14 protein-coding genes are annotated in these 17,234 nt (G+C 63.9%); 9 read left to right on the top strand and 5 right to left on the bottom strand.

Annotation, left to right across the window (positions count from 1 at the left end; all coding sequences use genetic code 11):
• Positions 1 to 44: 44 nt before the first annotated feature.
• Together EFQ99_RS11920 and parE are read right to left on the bottom strand one after the other, a co-directional pair.
• Positions 45 to 1,184: an esterase-like activity of phytase family protein gene (locus EFQ99_RS11920; RefSeq protein WP_126921236.1), complete on the bottom strand. Its 1,140-nt coding sequence runs from the start codon at positions 1,182 to 1,184 to the stop codon at positions 45 to 47.
• 196 nt (positions 1,185 to 1,380) lie between these two features.
• The gene (gene parE / locus EFQ99_RS11915; protein WP_126921235.1) at positions 1,381 to 3,483 is read right to left on the bottom strand and encodes a DNA topoisomerase IV subunit B; all 2,103 of its coding nucleotides are present in this window, start codon (positions 3,481 to 3,483) and stop codon (positions 1,381 to 1,383) included.
• Positions 3,484 to 3,690: 207 nt separating this feature from the next.
• On the opposite strand from parE, the gene EFQ99_RS11910 reads away from it, so the two are divergent.
• From EFQ99_RS11910 to EFQ99_RS11895, 4 genes are all read left to right on the top strand, one after another.
• Entirely contained in the window at positions 3,691 to 4,590 is a 900-nt protein-coding gene (locus EFQ99_RS11910) for a dienelactone hydrolase family protein (RefSeq protein ID WP_126921234.1), read from the top strand.
• Between the two features lie 125 nt (positions 4,591 to 4,715).
• On the top strand, positions 4,716 to 5,486 hold the full coding sequence (gene tpiA / locus EFQ99_RS11905) for a triose-phosphate isomerase (protein WP_126921233.1): 771 nt from the start codon (positions 4,716 to 4,718) through the stop codon (positions 5,484 to 5,486).
• 119 nt (positions 5,487 to 5,605) lie between these two features.
• The gene (gene secG / locus EFQ99_RS11900) at positions 5,606 to 6,112 is read left to right on the top strand and encodes a preprotein translocase subunit SecG (RefSeq protein ID WP_126921232.1); all 507 of its coding nucleotides are present in this window, start codon (positions 5,606 to 5,608) and stop codon (positions 6,110 to 6,112) included.
• A 143-nt stretch (positions 6,113 to 6,255) separates the two neighbouring features.
• Positions 6,256 to 7,884, top strand: coding sequence for a CTP synthase (locus EFQ99_RS11895; protein WP_126921231.1), 1,629 nt, complete (start codon positions 6,256 to 6,258; stop codon positions 7,882 to 7,884).
• Positions 7,885 to 7,930: 46 nt separating this feature from the next.
• Here EFQ99_RS11895 and EFQ99_RS11890 read toward each other — a convergent pair whose 3' ends face one another.
• On the bottom strand, positions 7,931 to 9,019 hold the full coding sequence (locus tag EFQ99_RS11890; protein ID WP_126921230.1) for a citrate synthase/methylcitrate synthase: 1,089 nt from the start codon (positions 9,017 to 9,019) through the stop codon (positions 7,931 to 7,933).
• 84 nt (positions 9,020 to 9,103) lie between these two features.
• On the opposite strand from EFQ99_RS11890, the gene EFQ99_RS11885 reads away from it, so the two are divergent.
• The 5 genes from EFQ99_RS11885 (at position 9,104) to EFQ99_RS11865 (ending at position 15,498) form a co-directional block, all read left to right on the top strand.
• Positions 9,104 to 10,249 carry a citrate synthase gene (locus EFQ99_RS11885; RefSeq protein WP_126921229.1) on the top strand — a complete coding sequence of 382 codons (1,146 nt, stop codon included), beginning with the start codon at positions 9,104 to 9,106 and terminating at the stop codon, positions 10,247 to 10,249.
• A gap of 123 nt (positions 10,250 to 10,372) precedes the next feature.
• Positions 10,373 to 10,888, top strand: coding sequence for a FecR domain-containing protein (locus EFQ99_RS11880; RefSeq protein WP_126921228.1), 516 nt, complete (start codon positions 10,373 to 10,375; stop codon positions 10,886 to 10,888).
• A 5-nt stretch (positions 10,889 to 10,893) separates the two neighbouring features.
• Positions 10,894 to 12,750, top strand: coding sequence for a CHASE2 domain-containing protein (locus EFQ99_RS11875; protein ID WP_126921227.1), 1,857 nt, complete (start codon positions 10,894 to 10,896; stop codon positions 12,748 to 12,750).
• A 97-nt stretch (positions 12,751 to 12,847) separates the two neighbouring features.
• Positions 12,848 to 14,803, top strand: coding sequence for a DEAD/DEAH box helicase (locus EFQ99_RS11870; protein ID WP_126921226.1), 1,956 nt, complete (start codon positions 12,848 to 12,850; stop codon positions 14,801 to 14,803).
• 44 nt (positions 14,804 to 14,847) lie between these two features.
• The gene (locus EFQ99_RS11865; protein ID WP_126921225.1) at positions 14,848 to 15,498 is read left to right on the top strand and encodes a class I SAM-dependent methyltransferase; all 651 of its coding nucleotides are present in this window, start codon (positions 14,848 to 14,850) and stop codon (positions 15,496 to 15,498) included.
• Between the two features lie 17 nt (positions 15,499 to 15,515).
• Here the strand turns inward: EFQ99_RS11865 and EFQ99_RS11860 are convergent, their stop codons facing one another.
• Both EFQ99_RS11860 and moaC read right to left on the bottom strand, forming a co-directional pair.
• The gene (locus EFQ99_RS11860; RefSeq protein ID WP_126921224.1) at positions 15,516 to 16,739 is read right to left on the bottom strand and encodes a molybdopterin molybdotransferase MoeA; all 1,224 of its coding nucleotides are present in this window, start codon (positions 16,737 to 16,739) and stop codon (positions 15,516 to 15,518) included.
• Positions 16,736 to 17,233, bottom strand: coding sequence for a cyclic pyranopterin monophosphate synthase MoaC (gene moaC, locus EFQ99_RS11855; RefSeq protein WP_126921223.1), 498 nt, complete (start codon positions 17,231 to 17,233; stop codon positions 16,736 to 16,738). Before moaC ends, EFQ99_RS11860 begins: the two co-directional genes overlap by 4 nt.
• Between the last annotated feature and the right edge of the window lies 1 nt (position 17,234).

Raw genomic sequence — 17,234 nt, 5'->3', positions numbered from 1 at the left:
AAGCGTATACAAAGCGTCGCTATTCGACCGTCAGACGCAGCCTCTTACGACTGCGGACGGCTGAGAATCTTGAAGGCGTAAAATTGCGTCTTCTGGGCGGGCGAGAAGTTATTGTCGGAGCCAAGAATGAGGACGTCGCTGCCGTCCTTCGCCTTGCCGAGTGACATGGCCTCGATATTGTCCGGGACGAGGCCGATCGCGCGGAGATCGAGGGCCTGGCTTTTGCGGGCGGGGACGACGCGCTCGTCGTTCCTGGCGAGCGAGGCGATGGCGGATACGTCGGTCGCGTCAGTGAGATCCATCATCATGATCTTGACGTTGTTACCGAAGCCCTGGGCGTAGCTGCGCTCGACGGCGAGCAGGCGGTGATCGTCAAGCGCAAGCATTTCCGACATGCCGTTGTCGTTGCCGCCGTCGGCCTTGGTGGCGGCCTGCGGGATCGGCGAGACGGGATAGACGTACTGAGCCTTCGGCTCGCCGGTTGCGCCGTCATAGCGGATGATCCGCGACAGGCTGCCCGATGTCAGCGAGGGGTTCGGGCCATCCTGGTAGAGTGCGGCTTCTAAACCGACGAAAACATCGCCAGAGGGCGCGACGGCGAGATCCTCGAAGGCGAGGTTGTCGCGGATGCCGGTCGACTTGTCTGCGGTCGGGGCGAACCCCTCCGGCAGCTTGAATTCGCGCACAAAGGAACCGTCCGGCGAAGCGACGCGGATGAAGGGCGGAAGCAACGCCTTGCCGTCGCCTTCGCTGCCCCAGTAGATGCCGTCCTTGCCGAGGCGGATCGATTCCGGATCGACGGTCCTGGCAGCGAAGGGCTCGCCGTTCTTGTCCTTCAGCGTGACGTGCTTGACGATGGAGACGCCCTTGAGGCCCGAGGCATCGACATCCACATCGAGTTCGTAAAAGCGGGCCGGAGCCTTGTCCGAACGATCGTCGCTGATGGCGATATAATGACCGGAGGCGGCATCGAAATCGAGGCCTGATATGCCGCCGAATTCGACGCCGTTTTCCATGTGGCCTGTGGGGATAACGAATTCACCGAGATAGGAGAGCGAAATGCCGGCGGCGCAATCGCCGAAGGGGCAGGCGGTCGCGAAGGTAGCGCCGATATCGGTGGCGCTGACGGTGACGGTGCTGGACAGGAGAACGAAAGCGGCAGTCGCGAGAAAACGCTTGGTCATGACAAATATCCGGCAAAGAGTTGAAAACGGTCGAACCGGCGCAGCTGCTTCCCCCAGGAGAAGGCGCGCCGACCGCTTCATGCGCCGGTTGTTTTACGGAGTTGTTACGGTTCTTCGTCAGTTCCGTGAAATCGTGAATGCTAAAATGGGCGCGCCTGATAGTATCAGTCCCGGCTCTTCAGCGCGCCCGCGCGCCTTAGATATCGAGGTTTTCGGCGAAGGCTGCGCGCTCCTGGATGAAGCGGAAACGGGCTTCCGGCTTGGTGCCCATGAGATCGTCGACCGCGCTGCGGGTGCCCTCGAAATCGACCTCGTCGATCAGCACCTTGAGCAGCGTGCGCTTGGACGGATCCATCGTGGTCTCCTTGAGCTGGGCAGGCATCATCTCGCCGAGACCTTTGAAGCGGCTGATTTCGACCTTGGCTTTGCCCTTGAACTCCGTCTGCATCAGCTCGGCGCGATGGTTGTCGTCGCGGGCATAGGCAGATTTCGACCCTTGGGTGATCTTGTAAAGCGGCGGCACGGCGAGGAAGAGATGGCCGCCGCGCACCAGCTCCGGCATCTCCTGATAGAAGAAGGTGATGAGCAGCGAAGCGATGTGGGCGCCGTCGACGTCAGCATCGGTCATGACGATGATGCGCTCGTAGCGCAGGTCTTCGTCGCGGTATTTCGAGCGCGTGCCGCAGCCGAGCGCCTGGATGAGATCGGCAAGCTGCTGATTGGCGCCGAGTTTTTCGCGGCCGGCGCTGGCAACGTTCAGGATCTTGCCGCGCAACGGCAGAATTGCCTGATTGGCGCGGTTGCGCGCCTGCTTGGCCGAACCACCTGCCGAGTCACCCTCGACGATGAAGAGTTCGGCGCCTTCGGCAGTGTTCTGCGAGCAGTCGGCGAGCTTGCCGGGCAGGCGCAGCTTGCGCACAGCCGTCTTACGGTTGACTTCCTTTTCCTTGCGGCGGCGCAGGCGCTCTTCGGCGCGCTCGATCACCCAGTCAAGCAGCTTGGCAGACTCGTTCGGATTGTCGGCCAGGTAATGGTCGAAGGGATCGCGGAGCGCATTCTCGACGATGCGCTGGGCCTCGACGGTCGCAAGCTTGTCCTTGGTCTGGCCGACGAATTCCGGTTCACGGATGAAGACCGACAGCATGCCGACGGCAGAGATCATCACGTCGTCGGTGGTGATCTGCGCGGCGCGCTTGTTCTGCGTCAGCTCGGCATAGGCTTTCAAGCCCTTGGTCAGCGCGATGCGCAGGCCGGCCTCATGCGTGCCGCCCTCGGGGGTCGGAATGGTATTGCAATAGGAATGCACCTGCGGATCACCGCCATACCAGGTGATCGCCCATTCCATCGAGCCATGGCCACTGGTCTTTTCCGTCTTGCCGGCGAAGATCTCGCGGGTGACGGTGAACTCCTTGCCCATCGTTGCCTGCAGATAGTCCTTCAGGCCGCCGGGGAAGTGGAAGACCGCCTTGTCGGGGACCTCGGAACCTTCGGGCAACACGCCGGCTTCGCAGCTCCAGCGGATCTCGACGCCGCCGAACAGGTAGGCCTTCGAGCGCGCCATGCGAAAGACGCGGGCGGCATCGAACTTCATGTGATCCCCAAAGATCTGGGGGTCGGGATGGAAGCGCACGCGGGTGCCGCGGCGATTGTGGACGTCGCCCAGCTCTTCAAGTCCGCCCTGGGGCAGGCCACGGGAGAAACGCTGGCGGTAGAGCTTGCGGTTTCGCGCCACCTCGACCTCGAGGTCGTCGGAAAGCGCGTTGACGACCGAGACGCCGACGCCGTGCAGGCCGCCCGAGGTCTCGTAGGCCTTGCCGTCGAATTTGCCGCCGGCATGCAGCTTGGTCATGATGACTTCGAGCGTCGACTTGCCCGGCACCTGCGGATGGTTCTCGACCGGGATGCCACGGCCATTGTCGGAGACGGTGAGATAACCCTCAAGGTCAAGATAGACCTCGATGAAATTGGCGTGTCCGGCGACGGCTTCGTCCATCGCATTGTCGATGACTTCGGCAAAGAGGTGATGCAGCGCCTTTTCATCGGTGCCGCCGATATACATGCCCGGGCGCATGCGCACCGGCTCGAGGCCCTCGAGGACACGGATCGACGAGGCACCGTATTCGTCCGAGTTCGAAGCGGCAGGCGCCGGGCGCGCGGAGGCTCCGGCAGCAGAAGGGGCTGCGGAAGCGACGGGCGCAGCCGTCACCGGTGGCCGCTCGGCGGGGGCCGCAGGCTTTTGTGCCTCCTCGCGTTTTTCGGAGAGGGGCATTCCGGAAAAAAGGTCTTTGCTATCGTCCATGGAGCCGTTCAGATCTTCATCCTGTCTTGGGCTGGCATTGCCGCCGACCCAAAATCACCGCATTTCATGCCACGCTTGCGAATCAGGCAGATTTTGCCAGAAAGCACCTCTATACGCGACACCGCCTGATTTGGCGGGCTTTTCCCAAATGATTTGCGTTGCCGGGCGCGGAATGGCAAGCGGCGGCAGGCTTCAGGAACCATCCGAATGCGAATGTCCACAAGTCATTGCACCATTATTACCGCAATTGCGGCGTTTTTCTTGTCCGCGGCCGTTCTGTCCCGCAGCGGGCCGGCGCTGGCGGGCGATGCGCTGCCGCCGTTCAAGGACGATCTGTTTTCGAAGCAGGCCGTGCTGCAGACAAGCGATGACGGCGCCTTCGAGCTCATCGACTATGACGAGATGCGCGATATCAACGGCCGCGACCAGATCCCACAAAAGCGGGTGCAGCAGAAATATGTGGCGCTCGGAGTCCGCAAGAGCCAGGCTGACGAAACGCTCTCGTTCGACGGCATCAAGCTGGATGTCACCAGGGTGGGACCAGCCGCCAATGCCGCTTTCACGGTGATCTTCATTCATGGCCGTGACGGCGACCGCCGGCTCGGCGCCAATGACTACAGCTTCGGTGGCAATTTCAACCGGCTGAAGAACCTCGTCGCCGGCAATGGCGGCGTCTATTATTCGCCGACAGTGAAAAGCTTCGACAGCGACGGCGTTGCCGCGATCGAAGGCCTGATCCGCTATGCCAGCGCCCAATCACCCGGCCGGCCGATCATCCTTTCCTGCGCCTCGATGGGCAGCCAGGTCTGCTGGGGCGTTGCGCGCGACGGCGACAGCGTCAAGCGGCTGAAGGGCATGCTTGTTATGAGCGGGGTGACCGATCCCGATTTTGCCAAGAGCCCGTACCACAAGGCGAAGCTGCCGCTCTGGTTTGCGCATGGGAGCCGCGATCCCGTCTACGCCGCAGCCGACCAGCAGGCGCTGTTCGAGACCCTGTACAAGGCGAAATATCCGACGCGCTTCACGCTGTTTCAGACCGGAAATCACGGAACGCCGATCCGGATGATCGACTGGCGCAGGGTGTTGAACTGGATTCTCGCCGGCTGAGGAACGATTTCGGCGGAAATTATGCTTGGATCGCAGAGATTCCCCTCACGTCAAGGGCATCAAGCTTTCCTTTGCCGCAAGCTTTTGATATTGCCCCAGGGATATGCAGTTTGTGGAAGGCCGGCATGACACCTGACGTGCGCCCGCTCGTGGCGGGAAATTGGAAAATGAACGGCACGCGTGCCTCCCTGGATCAGATCAAGGCGATCGCCGAGGGCGTTCGCCCTCCGCTCGCCAACAAGGTCGAGGCGCTGATCTGCCCACCGACGACGCTGCTCTACGTGGCAACCGCGCTCTGCACGGACAGCCCGCTGGCGATCGGCGCGCAGGACTGCCACCAGAAGCCGTCAGGCGCACACACTGGCGATATTTCGGCCGAGATGATCGCCGATAGTTTCGGCACCTATGTGATCGTCGGCCATTCCGAGCGACGCACAGACCATGCCGAGACCGACCATCTGGTCCGCGCCAAGGCGGAAGCCGCCTTTGCAGCCGAGCTGACGGCAATCATCTGCATCGGCGAGACGGCGGACGAACGCCGCGGCGGGCAGGAACTCGACGTCATCAAGCGGCAGCTTTCCGCATCGGTTCCCGATGCCGCAACCGCCGAGAATACGGTCATCGCCTACGAGCCGATCTGGGCGATCGGCACCGGTGTGACGCCGACATCAGGCGATGTCGAAAAGGCTCATGCCTTCATGCGCGCTGAGCTCGTGGCCCGCTTCGGTGACGAGGGCCGCAAGATGCGCCTTCTCTACGGCGGTTCGGTGAAGCCTGCCAATGCCGGAGAATTGCTTGGTATCGCCAATGTCGACGGAGCGCTGATCGGCGGAGCAAGCTTGAAAGCCGCCGACTTCCTCGCCATCTATCGGGCCTATGAGGCGCTGCTCGCCTGAGGCATTGTTTATTCCTGGGTTTATTCCTGGCCGAAGGGCTTGGAATAGATCAAAGCCTCATGTAAAGAGCCGCCAGAATTCTTAACTTTGTCCGTCTCCGGACGGGCAGGACTGGACCCATGCAGACAGTATTGATTGTCATCCATCTCATGATCGTGCTCGCCCTCGTCGGCGTCGTGCTCATCCAGCGCTCGGAAGGCGGCGGCCTCGGTATCGGCGGCGGCTCGGGCTTCATGTCGGCCCGCGGCACGGCCAATGCGCTGACGCGTACGACCGCGATCCTTGCGACCCTTTTCTTTCTGACCTCGCTCGGCCTCGGCATCCTGACGCGTTACGAGGGTCGTCCGACCGACATTCTCGACCGCATTCCGGCAACAGGCGGCCAGGGCAACGGCATTCTTGATTCGCTCGGCGGCGGCGCAAAGGCTCCGGCCCAGCCGGCCGGCAACGGCGTTCCGAATGGCGGCACTGCTGCTCCGGCACCGGCTGTCCAGGCTCCTGCAGCGTCTGCGCCTGCAACCCAGGCACCGGCTGCCAATGCACCTGCGGCGACTGCTCCGGCAACGCCTGCGGCTCCGGCCGCGCCGGCGCCGGCTCAGCCCTCCGGCGTCCCGACGGGACAGTAAGCCGGTCTTCGACATAAACCGCCGGCAGGCCCTCGGGTCTGCCGGTTTTCTTTTGTTCAGATTCCCGCGCGGCGCACCGAAAGTTCCGGAAAAGAATTTTTGGGCTGGTGGAATCGTTTTTGAAAAGGTATCCGGTGAATCCCATGGCGCGATACGTATTCATCACTGGCGGCGTGGTTTCCTCTCTCGGAAAAGGAATTGCGGCCGCGGCTCTCGGAGCGTTGCTGCAGGCCCGTGGATATCGGGTGCGGCTTCGCAAGCTCGACCCCTATCTGAACGTGGACCCGGGCACGATGAGCCCGACCCAGCACGGCGAGGTCTTCGTCACCGACGACGGCGCGGAAACCGATCTCGATCTTGGCCACTACGAACGCTTTACCGGGCGTTCGGCCACCAAGACCGACAACATCACTACCGGCCGCATCTACAAGAACATCATCGACAAGGAACGGCGCGGCGACTATCTCGGCGCGACGGTGCAGGTCATCCCGCACGTCACCAACGAAATCAAGGATTTCGTCACCGAAGGCAATGATGACTACGATTTCGTCATCTGCGAGATCGGCGGCACGGTCGGCGACATCGAGGCGATGCCCTTCATGGAAGCGATCCGCCAGCTCGGCAACGATCTGCCGCGCGGCACTGCCGTCTACGTCCACCTGACGCTGATGCCCTATATTCCGGCAGCCGGCGAGCTGAAGACCAAGCCGACGCAGCATTCGGTCAAGGAGTTGCAGGCGCTCGGCATTCATCCCGATATCCTGCTGGTACGCGCCGACCGGGAGATCCCGGAAGCCGAACGCCGCAAGCTTTCGCTGTTCTGCAACGTGCGTCCTTCCGCCGTCATCCAGGCGCTCGACGTTGCCAATATCTACGATGTGCCGATGGCCTATCACAAGGAAGGCCTGGACGATGAAGTGCTCGCCGCCTTCGGCATCGAGCCGGCCCCGAAGCCGCGCCTCGACCAGTGGGAAGAGGTCTGCAACCGCATCCGCACGCCGGAAGGCGAGGTAACGATTGCGATCGTCGGCAAGTACACCGGCCTCAAGGACGCCTACAAGTCGCTGATCGAGGCACTGCATCACGGCGGCATCGCCAACCGTGTCAAGGTCAAGCTCGAATGGATCGAGTCCGAGGTCTTCGAAAAGGAAGATCCGGCGCCTTACCTCGAAAAGGTGCACGGCATCCTGGTGCCCGGCGGCTTCGGCGAACGCGGTTCGGAAGGCAAGATCCATGCGGCGCGTTTTGCCCGCGAACGCAAGGTGCCGTATTTCGGCATCTGCTTCGGCATGCAGATGGCCGTCATCGAGGCTGCCCGCAATCTCGCCGACGTGCCGGCCGCATCCTCGACGGAATTCGGCCCGACGAAGGAGCCGGTTGTCGGTCTGATGACCGAATGGGTGAAGGGCAACGCCCTGGAGAAGCGCGCTGCTTCCGGCGATCTCGGCGGCACGATGCGCCTCGGCGCTTACAAGGCGGCGCTGAAAAAGGGTACGAAGATTTCCGATATCTACGGCTCGACCGATATTTCCGAGCGTCATCGCCACCGCTACGAAGTCAATATCGACTACAAGGACCGGCTTGAGAACTGCGGTCTCGTCTTCTCCGGCATGTCGCCCGATGGCGTGTTGCCGGAGACGATCGAATATCCCGATCATCCCTGGTTCATCGGTGTGCAATACCACCCCGAACTGAAGAGCCGGCCGCTCGACCCGCATCCGCTGTTTGCCAGCTTCATCGAAGCGGCGACGGAACAGAGCCGGTTGGTCTAAAATCCGGCCGCTCCCTCTGAAACGAGGGAGCGGCTTTTTCTTTGCGTCACGCTGCTTCCGGCAACGGCCCGACATAGACCGAGCGCGGGCGGATGAGACGGCCTTCCAGCGCCTGTTCGCGGGCATGGGCGATCCAGCCGACGGTGCGGCCGATCGCGAAGACGCCGGTGAAGGCATCGCGCGGGAAGCCAAGGCTTTCCAACAGCAGCGCGGTATAGAATTCCACATTCACATCCAGCGGCCGGTCCGGCTTGCGTTCCTTCAGGATCGCGAGGGCTGCCTGCTCCACTGCTTCGGCAAGCGCGATTCTGCTGGCATTGACCTGACCTGCGGCAACGAGCGGCTTCAGCGCATTTTTCAGGGCATCGGCACGTGGGTCGCGTACGCGATAGACGCGGTGGCCGAAGCCCATCAGCCGCTCACCGCGATCGAGCGCCTGATACAACCAGGGGCCGGCATTGGCCTCGCTGCCGATACCGTCCAGCATATCGAGTACCGGTCCCGGCGCGCCGCCATGCAGCGGTCCCTTCAGCGCGCTGATCGCCGCCAACACCGAGGAGGTGAGGCCAGCACGGGTGGAGGCGATGACACGCGATGCGAAGGTCGAGGCATTCAGGCCGTGGTCCGAGATCGTCACAAGATAGGTGTCGAGGGCTGCGGTCTGCTCGGCACTCGGCACCACGCCTGAGAGCATGCGCAGGATGTCCGTCGACTGTGAGAGGCCTGCATCGGGCTTTACCGGCTTTTCGCCGCGCTGCAGGCGCAGAACCGCCGGCAGGAAGACGGCGGGTGCGGCAAGCAGACGGAGCACGGTATCTATATCCTCGCCGTCAGGTAGGCGAGCAACAAGAGCCCGCATGGCATCGACCGGTGGCAGCTTCAGCAGGCGAGTATCGGCAGTTTTGACTTCGGCGAAAACTTCCATTCGCGCATGGCCGAGCCGGCGGCGCAATTCGCTTGCGTCGAGATGCGGCTCGATCAGGCCGTCCAGCAGCAGGGCGGCGACATCCTCATAGGTGCTGCTTCCTGCCAGATGATCCAGCGATACACCGCGGATGATTAGCCGGCCGGCTTCGCCGTCGACATCCGAGAGCTGGGTTTCAGCGGCAATGACATCTTCCAAACCATTTTTCATGGGTCTTTCTCCTTTACCGGATGAAAGATCGGATCTACTTTAGTTGACGTCAATCTTGACGCAATTGATCAATGTGAGGTTGACATGAGCTGGCTGACAGCGGAGGAAGCGCTGGCCGAACTCGGCACCAAGCCGCAGACACTCTACGCTAATGTCAGCCGCGGCCGCATTCACGCCAAGCCCGATCCCGCCGACCCGCGCCGCAGCCTCTACCAGGCCTCCGACGTGCAGCGGCTTGCAGAACGCCATGCCGGCCGCCGCAAGGCCGAAACGGTTGCCGCTGAGACGATTCGATGGGGCGACCCGGTTCTTGCCTCGGCGATCTCGACCATCATCGACGGACGCCTGTTTTATCGCGGACGGGATGCAGCCGATTTCGCTGAAGCTGCGACGCTGGAGCAGACGGCGGCGTTGCTCTGGAACGGTGCGGAAGCACTCTCCTCCGGCACGGGAGCCGAAAATGCCTCTCCATCGCTTCAGGCTGCTTTTCTCGCCCTTGCCCGGCGGGTGACATCAGATCTGCCGTCGCTCGGCCGTTCGCAGGCGGCCCTTCGACGTGAGGCATGCGGGGTTCTCTCCACCATTGCCGATGCGCTGGCGCCGAGGTTTGCGGACCAGCCGCTTCATCTCAGGCTTGCGGCGAGCTGGCAGCGGCCGGATGCGGCCGATTGCCTGCGGCGCGCGCTGGTGCTGCTTGCCGATCACGAACTCAATGCCTCGACCTTTGCGGCGCGGGTGACGGTATCGGCGGGTGCCGCTCTTTCGGCTGCCGTGCTTTCCGGCCTCGCGACGCTGACCGGGCCGCTGCACGGCGCCGCCTGGCAGGGCGTCGGTGCGTTGATCGAGGCCGCTTCCGCTCTCGGGGCGGAGCAGGCGATCGGCCGCACGCTTGCCCAGGGCAATCATCTGTCGGCCTTCGGCCATCCGCTCTATCCCGACGGCGATATCAGGGCTCTCGCGCTGCTATCGCACTTTCCTCTGCCGCCGCAGTTTGCCGAGGTGAGGGACGCCGGCGAAGAGATTGTCGGCGACAAGGTCAACGTCGATTTCGCGCTTGCCGCGATGACCGCCGCCTTCGATCTCCCGAAAGAAGCGCCGATCATCATCTTTTCGCTTGCCCGCTCTACCGGCTGGATGGCGCATGCGATGGAGCAGATCGAGAGCGGCCAGTTGATCCGGCCGCGGGCGCGTTATGCCGGACCGGCGCCCGAAACCGTTACCGGCCGCTGAGCGTGCTACGTCACTTTTTTCGCATAGGGAAACATCCGAATTCGGCTATCATGCCGCAAATGGAAGAAGACGGTTGGCGGACACTCTCATAAAAGCTGTTCCGCGCGGTCAAAGGGGCTTTCCATGCATACGATATTACGCAGTCTGCTTGCCTCCGCACTCGGTGTTGGCCTGTTTTCGCATGCGGCCTTTGCCCAGTCGGCCGGCTGCGCGGTGTCGCGCGATGCCAGTGCTCGCCAAGTGTTCAGTTGTCCAGGCGGTGTCAAAGTGACGGCGGAAGCGGGCGCTTCCTTCCGTCTCACCGACCGCAACCGTGACGGCAGCCCCGATTCCTTATCGCTGCGCAGCAAGGCGGTCCTCGTTGACGTCGACAGCAGCCGGCACGCTGGCGGTTTCCAGGTCGCGACGCCGCAGGCGATCGCCGCGGTGCGCGGCACGCAATGGGCCGTCGATGTAGCAAGCGGCAAAACCTCGGTGCTGGTCGTCAGAGGCAGCGTCGCGGTCCGCCGGCCGGCCGGCGAGCCGGTGGTGCTGTCGCCAGGCGAGGGCGTCGATGTCAGCGGCGGAACGGAACCGCTCGTCGTGCGCCGCTGGCCGGCGCCGCGTGCCGGCGCCCTTCTTGCCCGCCTCGGCCAATAAATGCCATGAACCATCGTCTGCTGACCGTGATCGCGCTGGTGCTCGCCGGTCTCTGGGGGACAGCACTCGGCTATATCAATCTCAATACCGGCAGCGGCCTCCTCGACCGGATGGAAGCTTCGCTCGCCGATATCCGCAGCGCCATCGTCGGAGCAAAAGCACCGCCTCCCGTCGTCTCCATCTTCGCGATCGACGACCGCACGGCGGCGGCCCATGGTTATCCGCTGGATCGGGCGACACTCGCGCGCCTCGTCAACGCGATCAACGCCTTGAAGCCGAAGGCGCTCGCGCTCGACATCCTGCTCGTCGATCCCGGACCGGAGGAGGGCGATGCGGCGCTCGCCTCAGCCCTTCGCCAGGGGCCGAGCGTGATTGCGGCCGCGGCCACCTTTGCGCAAAGCCGGCAGCAGGTCACCGATGCGGCCGGCGATCCGCTTGCCGCTATCCCGGAGGCAAACCAGCTTCTCCTGCCGCTTCCCCGTTTTGCCGAGGCTACCGCGGTCGGCATCGTCAATGTTGCGACCGACCAGACGGGCACGCCGCGCTTCATTCCGCTGATCTCACGCGCCACGGATCGGCTGGATCCGGCTTTTCCGCTACGCGCAGCTTCGCTGGCGCTCGGTGTCGATCCGACGATCGAACCTGATGCCATCATGCTCGGAACGCTGCGCATTCCCACGGATATCGGCCAGCGCCTGCCGGTGACTTTTTACGGCGGGCGCGGCAGCATCGCCACCTTCAGCGCCGCCGATGCGTTGGACGGTAAGCTTTCGGCGGATGCCGTGGCGGGCCGCATCGTCGTCATCGGTTCGACGGTCACCGGCGGCGGCGACGTCTTCCCGACCCCGTTCGATCCCGTGATGCCCGGCGTCGAAGTGATGTCGACGGCGATTACTCATCTCATTGCTGGCGACGGCATGGTGCGCGACCACAGGATAAGGCTGATCGATGCCGGGACCGCCGTCGGCCTGCCGCTCGTGCTCGTTTCGCTGGTCGCCTGGCGACGGAGCGCTGCCGGCTACCTCATCATCGTGCTTATGCTAGTCGTCTGGGCGATGATCAACCTGTCAGCCTATGCGCATGGCTACTGGCTGAGCGCGGCGCTGCCGATCGCAGCTGCGTTGCCGCCGGCCCTTATATACGGCGCAGCCGAGCTCTGGCTCGACCGCGGCCGCGCTCGCCACTTCGCCGAACAGAGCGCGCTGCTGCAGCGCATCGAGGCGCCCGGCCTCGGGGAGTGGCTGGCGCGCGATCCGAATTTCCTTGTCGAGCCAGTGCGCCAGAACGCCGCCGTCGTCTTCATCGATCTCTCCGGCTTCACCGGCCTCAGCGAAAATCTCGGACCGGTCAAGGTGAGCCAGGTGCTGAGCGGCTTCTTCGAACTGATCGACGAGGAGGCGCGCGCCCATGGCGGCGCCATCACCAGCTTCATGGGTGACGGAGCCATGATCCTGTTCGGTCTGCCGGAGCCCGCCGATGACGATGCCGCCCGGGCCGCCGCCTGCGCAGTCAGCCTGTGCGAGCGCACCCGAGCCTGGCTTCAGGCGCATGCAGGCTTTGCCCAGAAGAAGATCGGCTTCAAGGTCGGCGCCCATTGCGGCCCGATCGTCGCCTCGCGGCTTGGCACCGGCGACCGGCAGCAGATTACGGCGGCAGGCGACACGATCAATGTCGGGAGCCGGCTGATGGAGGTGGCCGCCCGCCATGGCGTGGAACTCGCCCTCAGCGCCGAAATCGTCCGCGCCGCAGGCCCCGACAGTGTGCTCACGCAGTCCGGCCGGATGGAGGGTCCGCTGGAAACTGCACTGCGCGGCCGGGCAAGCCGTATCGACGCCTGGCTATGGCGCAGCCGCACGCTTTGACAATCGACGCGGGAGCGGCTAGGAACGGCGCAAATACCCGCCGGCTGGCTCCGGCCATGGCGCAGTTCGCGCCTGACAGCTCCGAAAGATCGAACTCATGACAGAATTCAACGGCGTCGTTCCGGCGATCGCCAAGGCGTTGCAGAAGCGCGGTTACGCCGAACTCACCCCGGTGCAGAAGGCGATGCTTGACCCCAGTCTCGCCGCGTCCGACGCACTGGTCTCGGCCCAGACTGGCTCCGGCAAGACCGTCGCCTTCGGCTTGGCGCTGGCGCCGACGCTGCTCGAGGGCGGGGAGCGCTTCGGCAATGCCGGCGCGCCGCTCGCCCTCGTTATTGCTCCGACCCGCGAGCTTGCCCTGCAGGTGAAGCGCGAGCTCGAATGGCTCTATGAGATGACCGGCGCCGTCATCGCCAGCTGCGTCGGCGGCATGGACATCCGCAGCGAGCGCCGGGCGCTCGAACGCGGCGCTCACATCGTCGTCGGCACACCCGGCAGGCTCTGCGACCACATCCGGCGCAGAGCGCTCGACATGTCGGACCTGAAGGCGGCCGTGCTCGACGAGGCCGACGAGATGCTCGATCTCGGCTTCCGCGAGGACCTGGAATTCATTCTCGATTCGGCGCCGGACGAGCGCCGCACGCTGATGTTTTCGGCAACGGTGCCGGCCGCTATCGCCAAGCTCGCCAAGAGCTATCAGCGCGATGCGGTGCGCATCAGCACGCAGGCCGAAGAAAAGCAGCATGTCGACATCGAATATCGTGCGCTGATGGTGGCCCCGAGCGACCGCGAGAACGCTATTATCAACGTGTTGCGCTATTACGAGGCGACCAATGCCATCGTGTTCTGTTCGACGCGCGCTGCCGTCAATCATCTGACCGCGCGGTTCAACAACCGCAATTTCGCTGTCGTGGCGCTGTCCGGCGAACTGACGCAGAACGAGCGCAGCCACGCGCTGCAGGCAATGCGCGACGGCCGCGCCCGTGTCTGCATCGCAACCGACGTCGCCGCCCGCGGCATCGACCTGCCGGGTCTCGATCTCGTCATCCATGCCGACCTGCCGACCAATCCGGAAACGCTGCTGCACCGCAGCGGCCGCACCGGCCGCGCCGGGCGCAAGGGCATCAGCGCCATGATCGTGCCGCTGAATGCACGTCGCAAGGCAGAGCGCCTGCTTGAGAATGCCGGTATTTCGGCTGCCTGGGCGCGGCCGCCGTCGGCCGAAGAGGTGAGCGAGCGCGACGATGAGCGGCTGCTCGCCGATCCGATCTTCTCAGAAGCGCCGCAAGAGGAAGAGCAGGGGCTGGTGCAGCAGCTTCTCGCCAGCCACGGTGCAGAAAAACTCGCCGCCGCCTTCCTGCGTCTTTACCGCACCAACCATTCGGCGCCGGAGGACCTTATCGAGGTCACCGTGCAAGATGACCGCGGCCGCAAGCGCCGCGACAACGCAGCCCCCTACGAGCCGGCGCAGAAGGGACCGCGCGAGGATTTCGGCGCCAGTGTCTGGTTCTCCGTCTCCGTCGGGCGCAAGCAGAATGCCGAGCCGCGCTGGCTGATTCCGATGCTCTGCCGCAATGGCAATGTGACGAAGCGCGAGATCGGCGCGATCAAGATGCAGCCTGAGGAAACCTATGTGGAGATTGCCGCGGCAAGTGCGGAAGGTTTCCAGGAGGCCCTTGGACCGAACAAGACACTCGAACGCGGCATCCGCGTGACCCGGCTTTCCGGCACGCCGGACTTCAGCCGGGCGCCATCGCCGAAGCCCTATGCCGGCAAGGCATCCCGTGACGAGCGACCGGACGATGCAGTCCGCAGCGAGCGACCGAAGAACAAGTTCGGCAAGGGTTCGGGCGGCGGATATGCTGCAGCCGACAATAGCGGCGGGGAAAGACGGGATACCAAGCCCTGGAGCAAGAAGCCGGGCAAGCCCGGTTTCGACGGTCCGAAAGCCGACAAGCCCAGATACGACAAGCCGAAATCCGAAGGCGGCAAATATGAAGGCAAGGGCGGAGCTGGACCGAAAGGCAAATTCTCGAAGAAGAAGCCCAGCTGATTTCGTTTCCAGCATGACTTGATGATCGGCAGGATCAGAAGACGATGAAACGCTCCGGCATGCGGCGTCCAGATCCAGCCGCCTTCATCAAGGCCAACCTGCCGATATCGACTGTTCCCTCTATCCCCGAGATCCTGCTGCACACCGCCGGGCCTGCGAGCGGGCTCTGGCGGCTTGCCGGCCGTGAAGAAGCCTATCCCCCGCCATACTGGGCCTATCCCTGGGCCGGCGGCGCGGTGCTTGCCCGCCACCTGCTTGACCGGCCGGAGACGGTTGCCGGCCGCCGTATCGTCGATCTCGGCGCCGGCTCCGGGCTCGTTGCCATCGCGGCGGCAAAGGCCGGGGCAGAGGCAGTGACGGCGATCGATATCGATGCCAATGCCATTGCCGCAATCGGTCTCAACGCGGCGATCAACGGCGTGAGCATCGCGGCAGTCGCCGCCGATATCATCGAGGCTTCGCCGCCGGAAACTGATCTCCTCGTCGTCGGCGACCTGTTCTACGATCCCACACTTGCCTTAAAGGTGATGACCTTCCTGAGGCGTTGCCAGGCCAGCGGCATCGAGGTGCTGATCGGCGATCCCGAGCGGATATATCTGCCGCAGGACGAACTCCGCCGAATCGCCACCCATGCGGTTGCGGACTTCGGCGCAGCCGACCGGGCGGCGCAGGCCAGCGTGTTCGTGCTTTCCTGAAACCGCTAAAGGCGAAGCTATACCTGGAGATCCGGACGCAGCAGCATGACCGGGCAGGGTGCTCCGGCCGGCAGCTCCGGCGCATGCGGCGGGCGGATGATGAGGCAATCCGAACGGGCAAAGGTTTTCATCATCGAGGAATCCTGCTTGTCGAAGGGTTCGACCAGCCAGTTGCCGGCACCGGATTTCGAAAGCTTGGCCCTGATATAGTCCTGCCGGTGATCATTGGCGCGCAGTGTCACGGCCGCCTCCACCATTGCCTCGCGCCGCACTGGCGGCAGGGAGGCGAGCTTGCGAATCAGCGGCTCCAGGAAGAGCAGCGAGCAGACGAGGCTCGATACCGGATTGCCGGGCAGGCCGAGCACATGCGTCGCGCCGAAGCTGCCGACCATCAGCGGTTTGCCGGGCCGCATGGCGATGCGCCAGAAATCGAGCTGCATGCCTGCTTCGAGCAACGTGGCCTGCACCAGATCATGGTCGCCGACCGACGCGCCCCCGAGCGTGACGATGACATCGACCTTGGCGTCCCGCGCCTTGTCGATCGCGGCGGTAATCTTGGCCTTATTGTCAGGCACGATGCCGAGATCGAGCACGTCGGCACCGGCCCGCCGGGCAAGGGCTGCGACGCCGAATGTGTTCGACGCGATTATTTGCGAAGGGCCGGGCGCGCTTCCGGGCGGCAGCAGTTCGTCGCCGGTTGCGAGGATGGCGATCACCGGACGGCGCAGCACTTCGACATCAGGCCGGTTCATGCCGGCAGCGACCGTCAGCCGCGAGAAATCGAGCACGGCACCTGCGAGCAACACGGCTTCACCTTCGACGAAATCCTGGCCGCGGGGACGCACATGCTGGCCCTGACGTACGGGGAAATTCGTTTTGATGCCGCCTTCGATCTTCTCGGCATCTTCCTGCAAGAGGACGCTGTCGGCGCCTGACGGGACGGGCGCGCCGGTGAAGATGCGGACAGCCTCGCCCTTGCCGACGCTTCCTTCGAAGCCGCGGCCGGCGGAAGAGATGCCGATGACCTTCAGCACGGCGCCCGGCTCCGGCGCGTCTTGGCGGCGCAGAGCATAGCCATCCATGGCAGATGCATTGAAAGGCGGCTGGGTCAGGCCGGCCTTGAGATCGACGGCAAGGACCCGGCCCTCCGCCTCGGCAAGCGGCAGCGTCTCGGATGCCGCGACGGGTTTTGCGCGAGAGAGCAAGCGGCTCAGGGCCTCGGCGACCGGTAGAAGGTTCATTTCGCCTCCGGGCGACGGAAATAACCGGATTTGCCGCCGGATTTTTCGAGCAGCCTGACGCCGCCGATCTCCATTGTCTTGTCGGCGGCCTTGGCCATGTCGTAGATCGTCAGACAAGCGACCGAAACGGCGGTCAGCGCTTCCATCTCCACACCGGTCTTGCCGGTGAGCTTGGCGGTCGCTCTCACCCGCAGGCCAGGCAGAGTGGCGTCTTCCTCGATCTCGACCGCGACCTTCGTCAGCATCAGCGGATGGCAGAGCGGGATGAGATCGGCGGTGCGTTTTGCCGCCATGATGCCGGCAAGGCGCGCCGTTCCGATGACGTCACCCTTCTTCGCATCACCTGCCCGGATGAGCGCAAGCGTTTCCGGCGCCATCTTCACATGGCCCTCGGCAGTGGCAATGCGCACAGTCTCGGCCTTGTCGGAAACATCGACCATATGCGCCTCGCCGGAGGCGCCGATATGGGTAAGGCCGGGCTTTGCGCCGCTCATA

The organism is Rhizobium vallis, assembly GCF_003985155.1.
Lineage (GTDB): Bacteria > Pseudomonadota > Alphaproteobacteria > Rhizobiales > Rhizobiaceae > Rhizobium > Rhizobium vallis.
Note: the sequence above shows the minus strand (reverse complement) of the source record. Positions and strands in the feature narration are given on the sequence as shown.

Coding starts and splice junctions, on each gene's coding strand:
- EFQ99_RS11910 (WP_126921234.1), top strand. CDS start 3,691: ATGCGAATGTCCACAAGTCATTGCACCATTATTACCGCAATTGCGGCG.
- secG (WP_126921232.1), top strand. CDS start 5,606: ATGCAGACAGTATTGATTGTCATCCATCTCATGATCGTGCTCGCCCTC.
- EFQ99_RS11875 (WP_126921227.1), top strand. CDS start 10,894: ATGAACCATCGTCTGCTGACCGTGATCGCGCTGGTGCTCGCCGGTCTC.
- EFQ99_RS11885 (WP_126921229.1), top strand. CDS start 9,104: ATGAGCTGGCTGACAGCGGAGGAAGCGCTGGCCGAACTCGGCACCAAG.
- EFQ99_RS11890 (WP_126921230.1), bottom strand. CDS start 9,019: ATGAAAAATGGTTTGGAAGATGTCATTGCCGCTGAAACCCAGCTCTCG.
- tpiA (WP_126921233.1), top strand. CDS start 4,716: ATGACACCTGACGTGCGCCCGCTCGTGGCGGGAAATTGGAAAATGAAC.
- EFQ99_RS11865 (WP_126921225.1), top strand. CDS start 14,848: ATGAAACGCTCCGGCATGCGGCGTCCAGATCCAGCCGCCTTCATCAAG.
- EFQ99_RS11870 (WP_126921226.1), top strand. CDS start 12,848: ATGACAGAATTCAACGGCGTCGTTCCGGCGATCGCCAAGGCGTTGCAG.
- EFQ99_RS11880 (WP_126921228.1), top strand. CDS start 10,373: ATGCATACGATATTACGCAGTCTGCTTGCCTCCGCACTCGGTGTTGGC.
- parE (WP_126921235.1), bottom strand. CDS start 3,483: ATGGACGATAGCAAAGACCTTTTTTCCGGAATGCCCCTCTCCGAAAAA.
- moaC (WP_126921223.1), bottom strand. CDS start 17,233: ATGAGCGGCGCAAAGCCCGGCCTTACCCATATCGGCGCCTCCGGCGAG.
- EFQ99_RS11920 (WP_126921236.1), bottom strand. CDS start 1,184: ATGACCAAGCGTTTTCTCGCGACTGCCGCTTTCGTTCTCCTGTCCAGC.
- EFQ99_RS11895 (WP_126921231.1), top strand. CDS start 6,256: ATGGCGCGATACGTATTCATCACTGGCGGCGTGGTTTCCTCTCTCGGA.
- EFQ99_RS11860 (WP_126921224.1), bottom strand. CDS start 16,739: ATGAACCTTCTACCGGTCGCCGAGGCCCTGAGCCGCTTGCTCTCTCGC.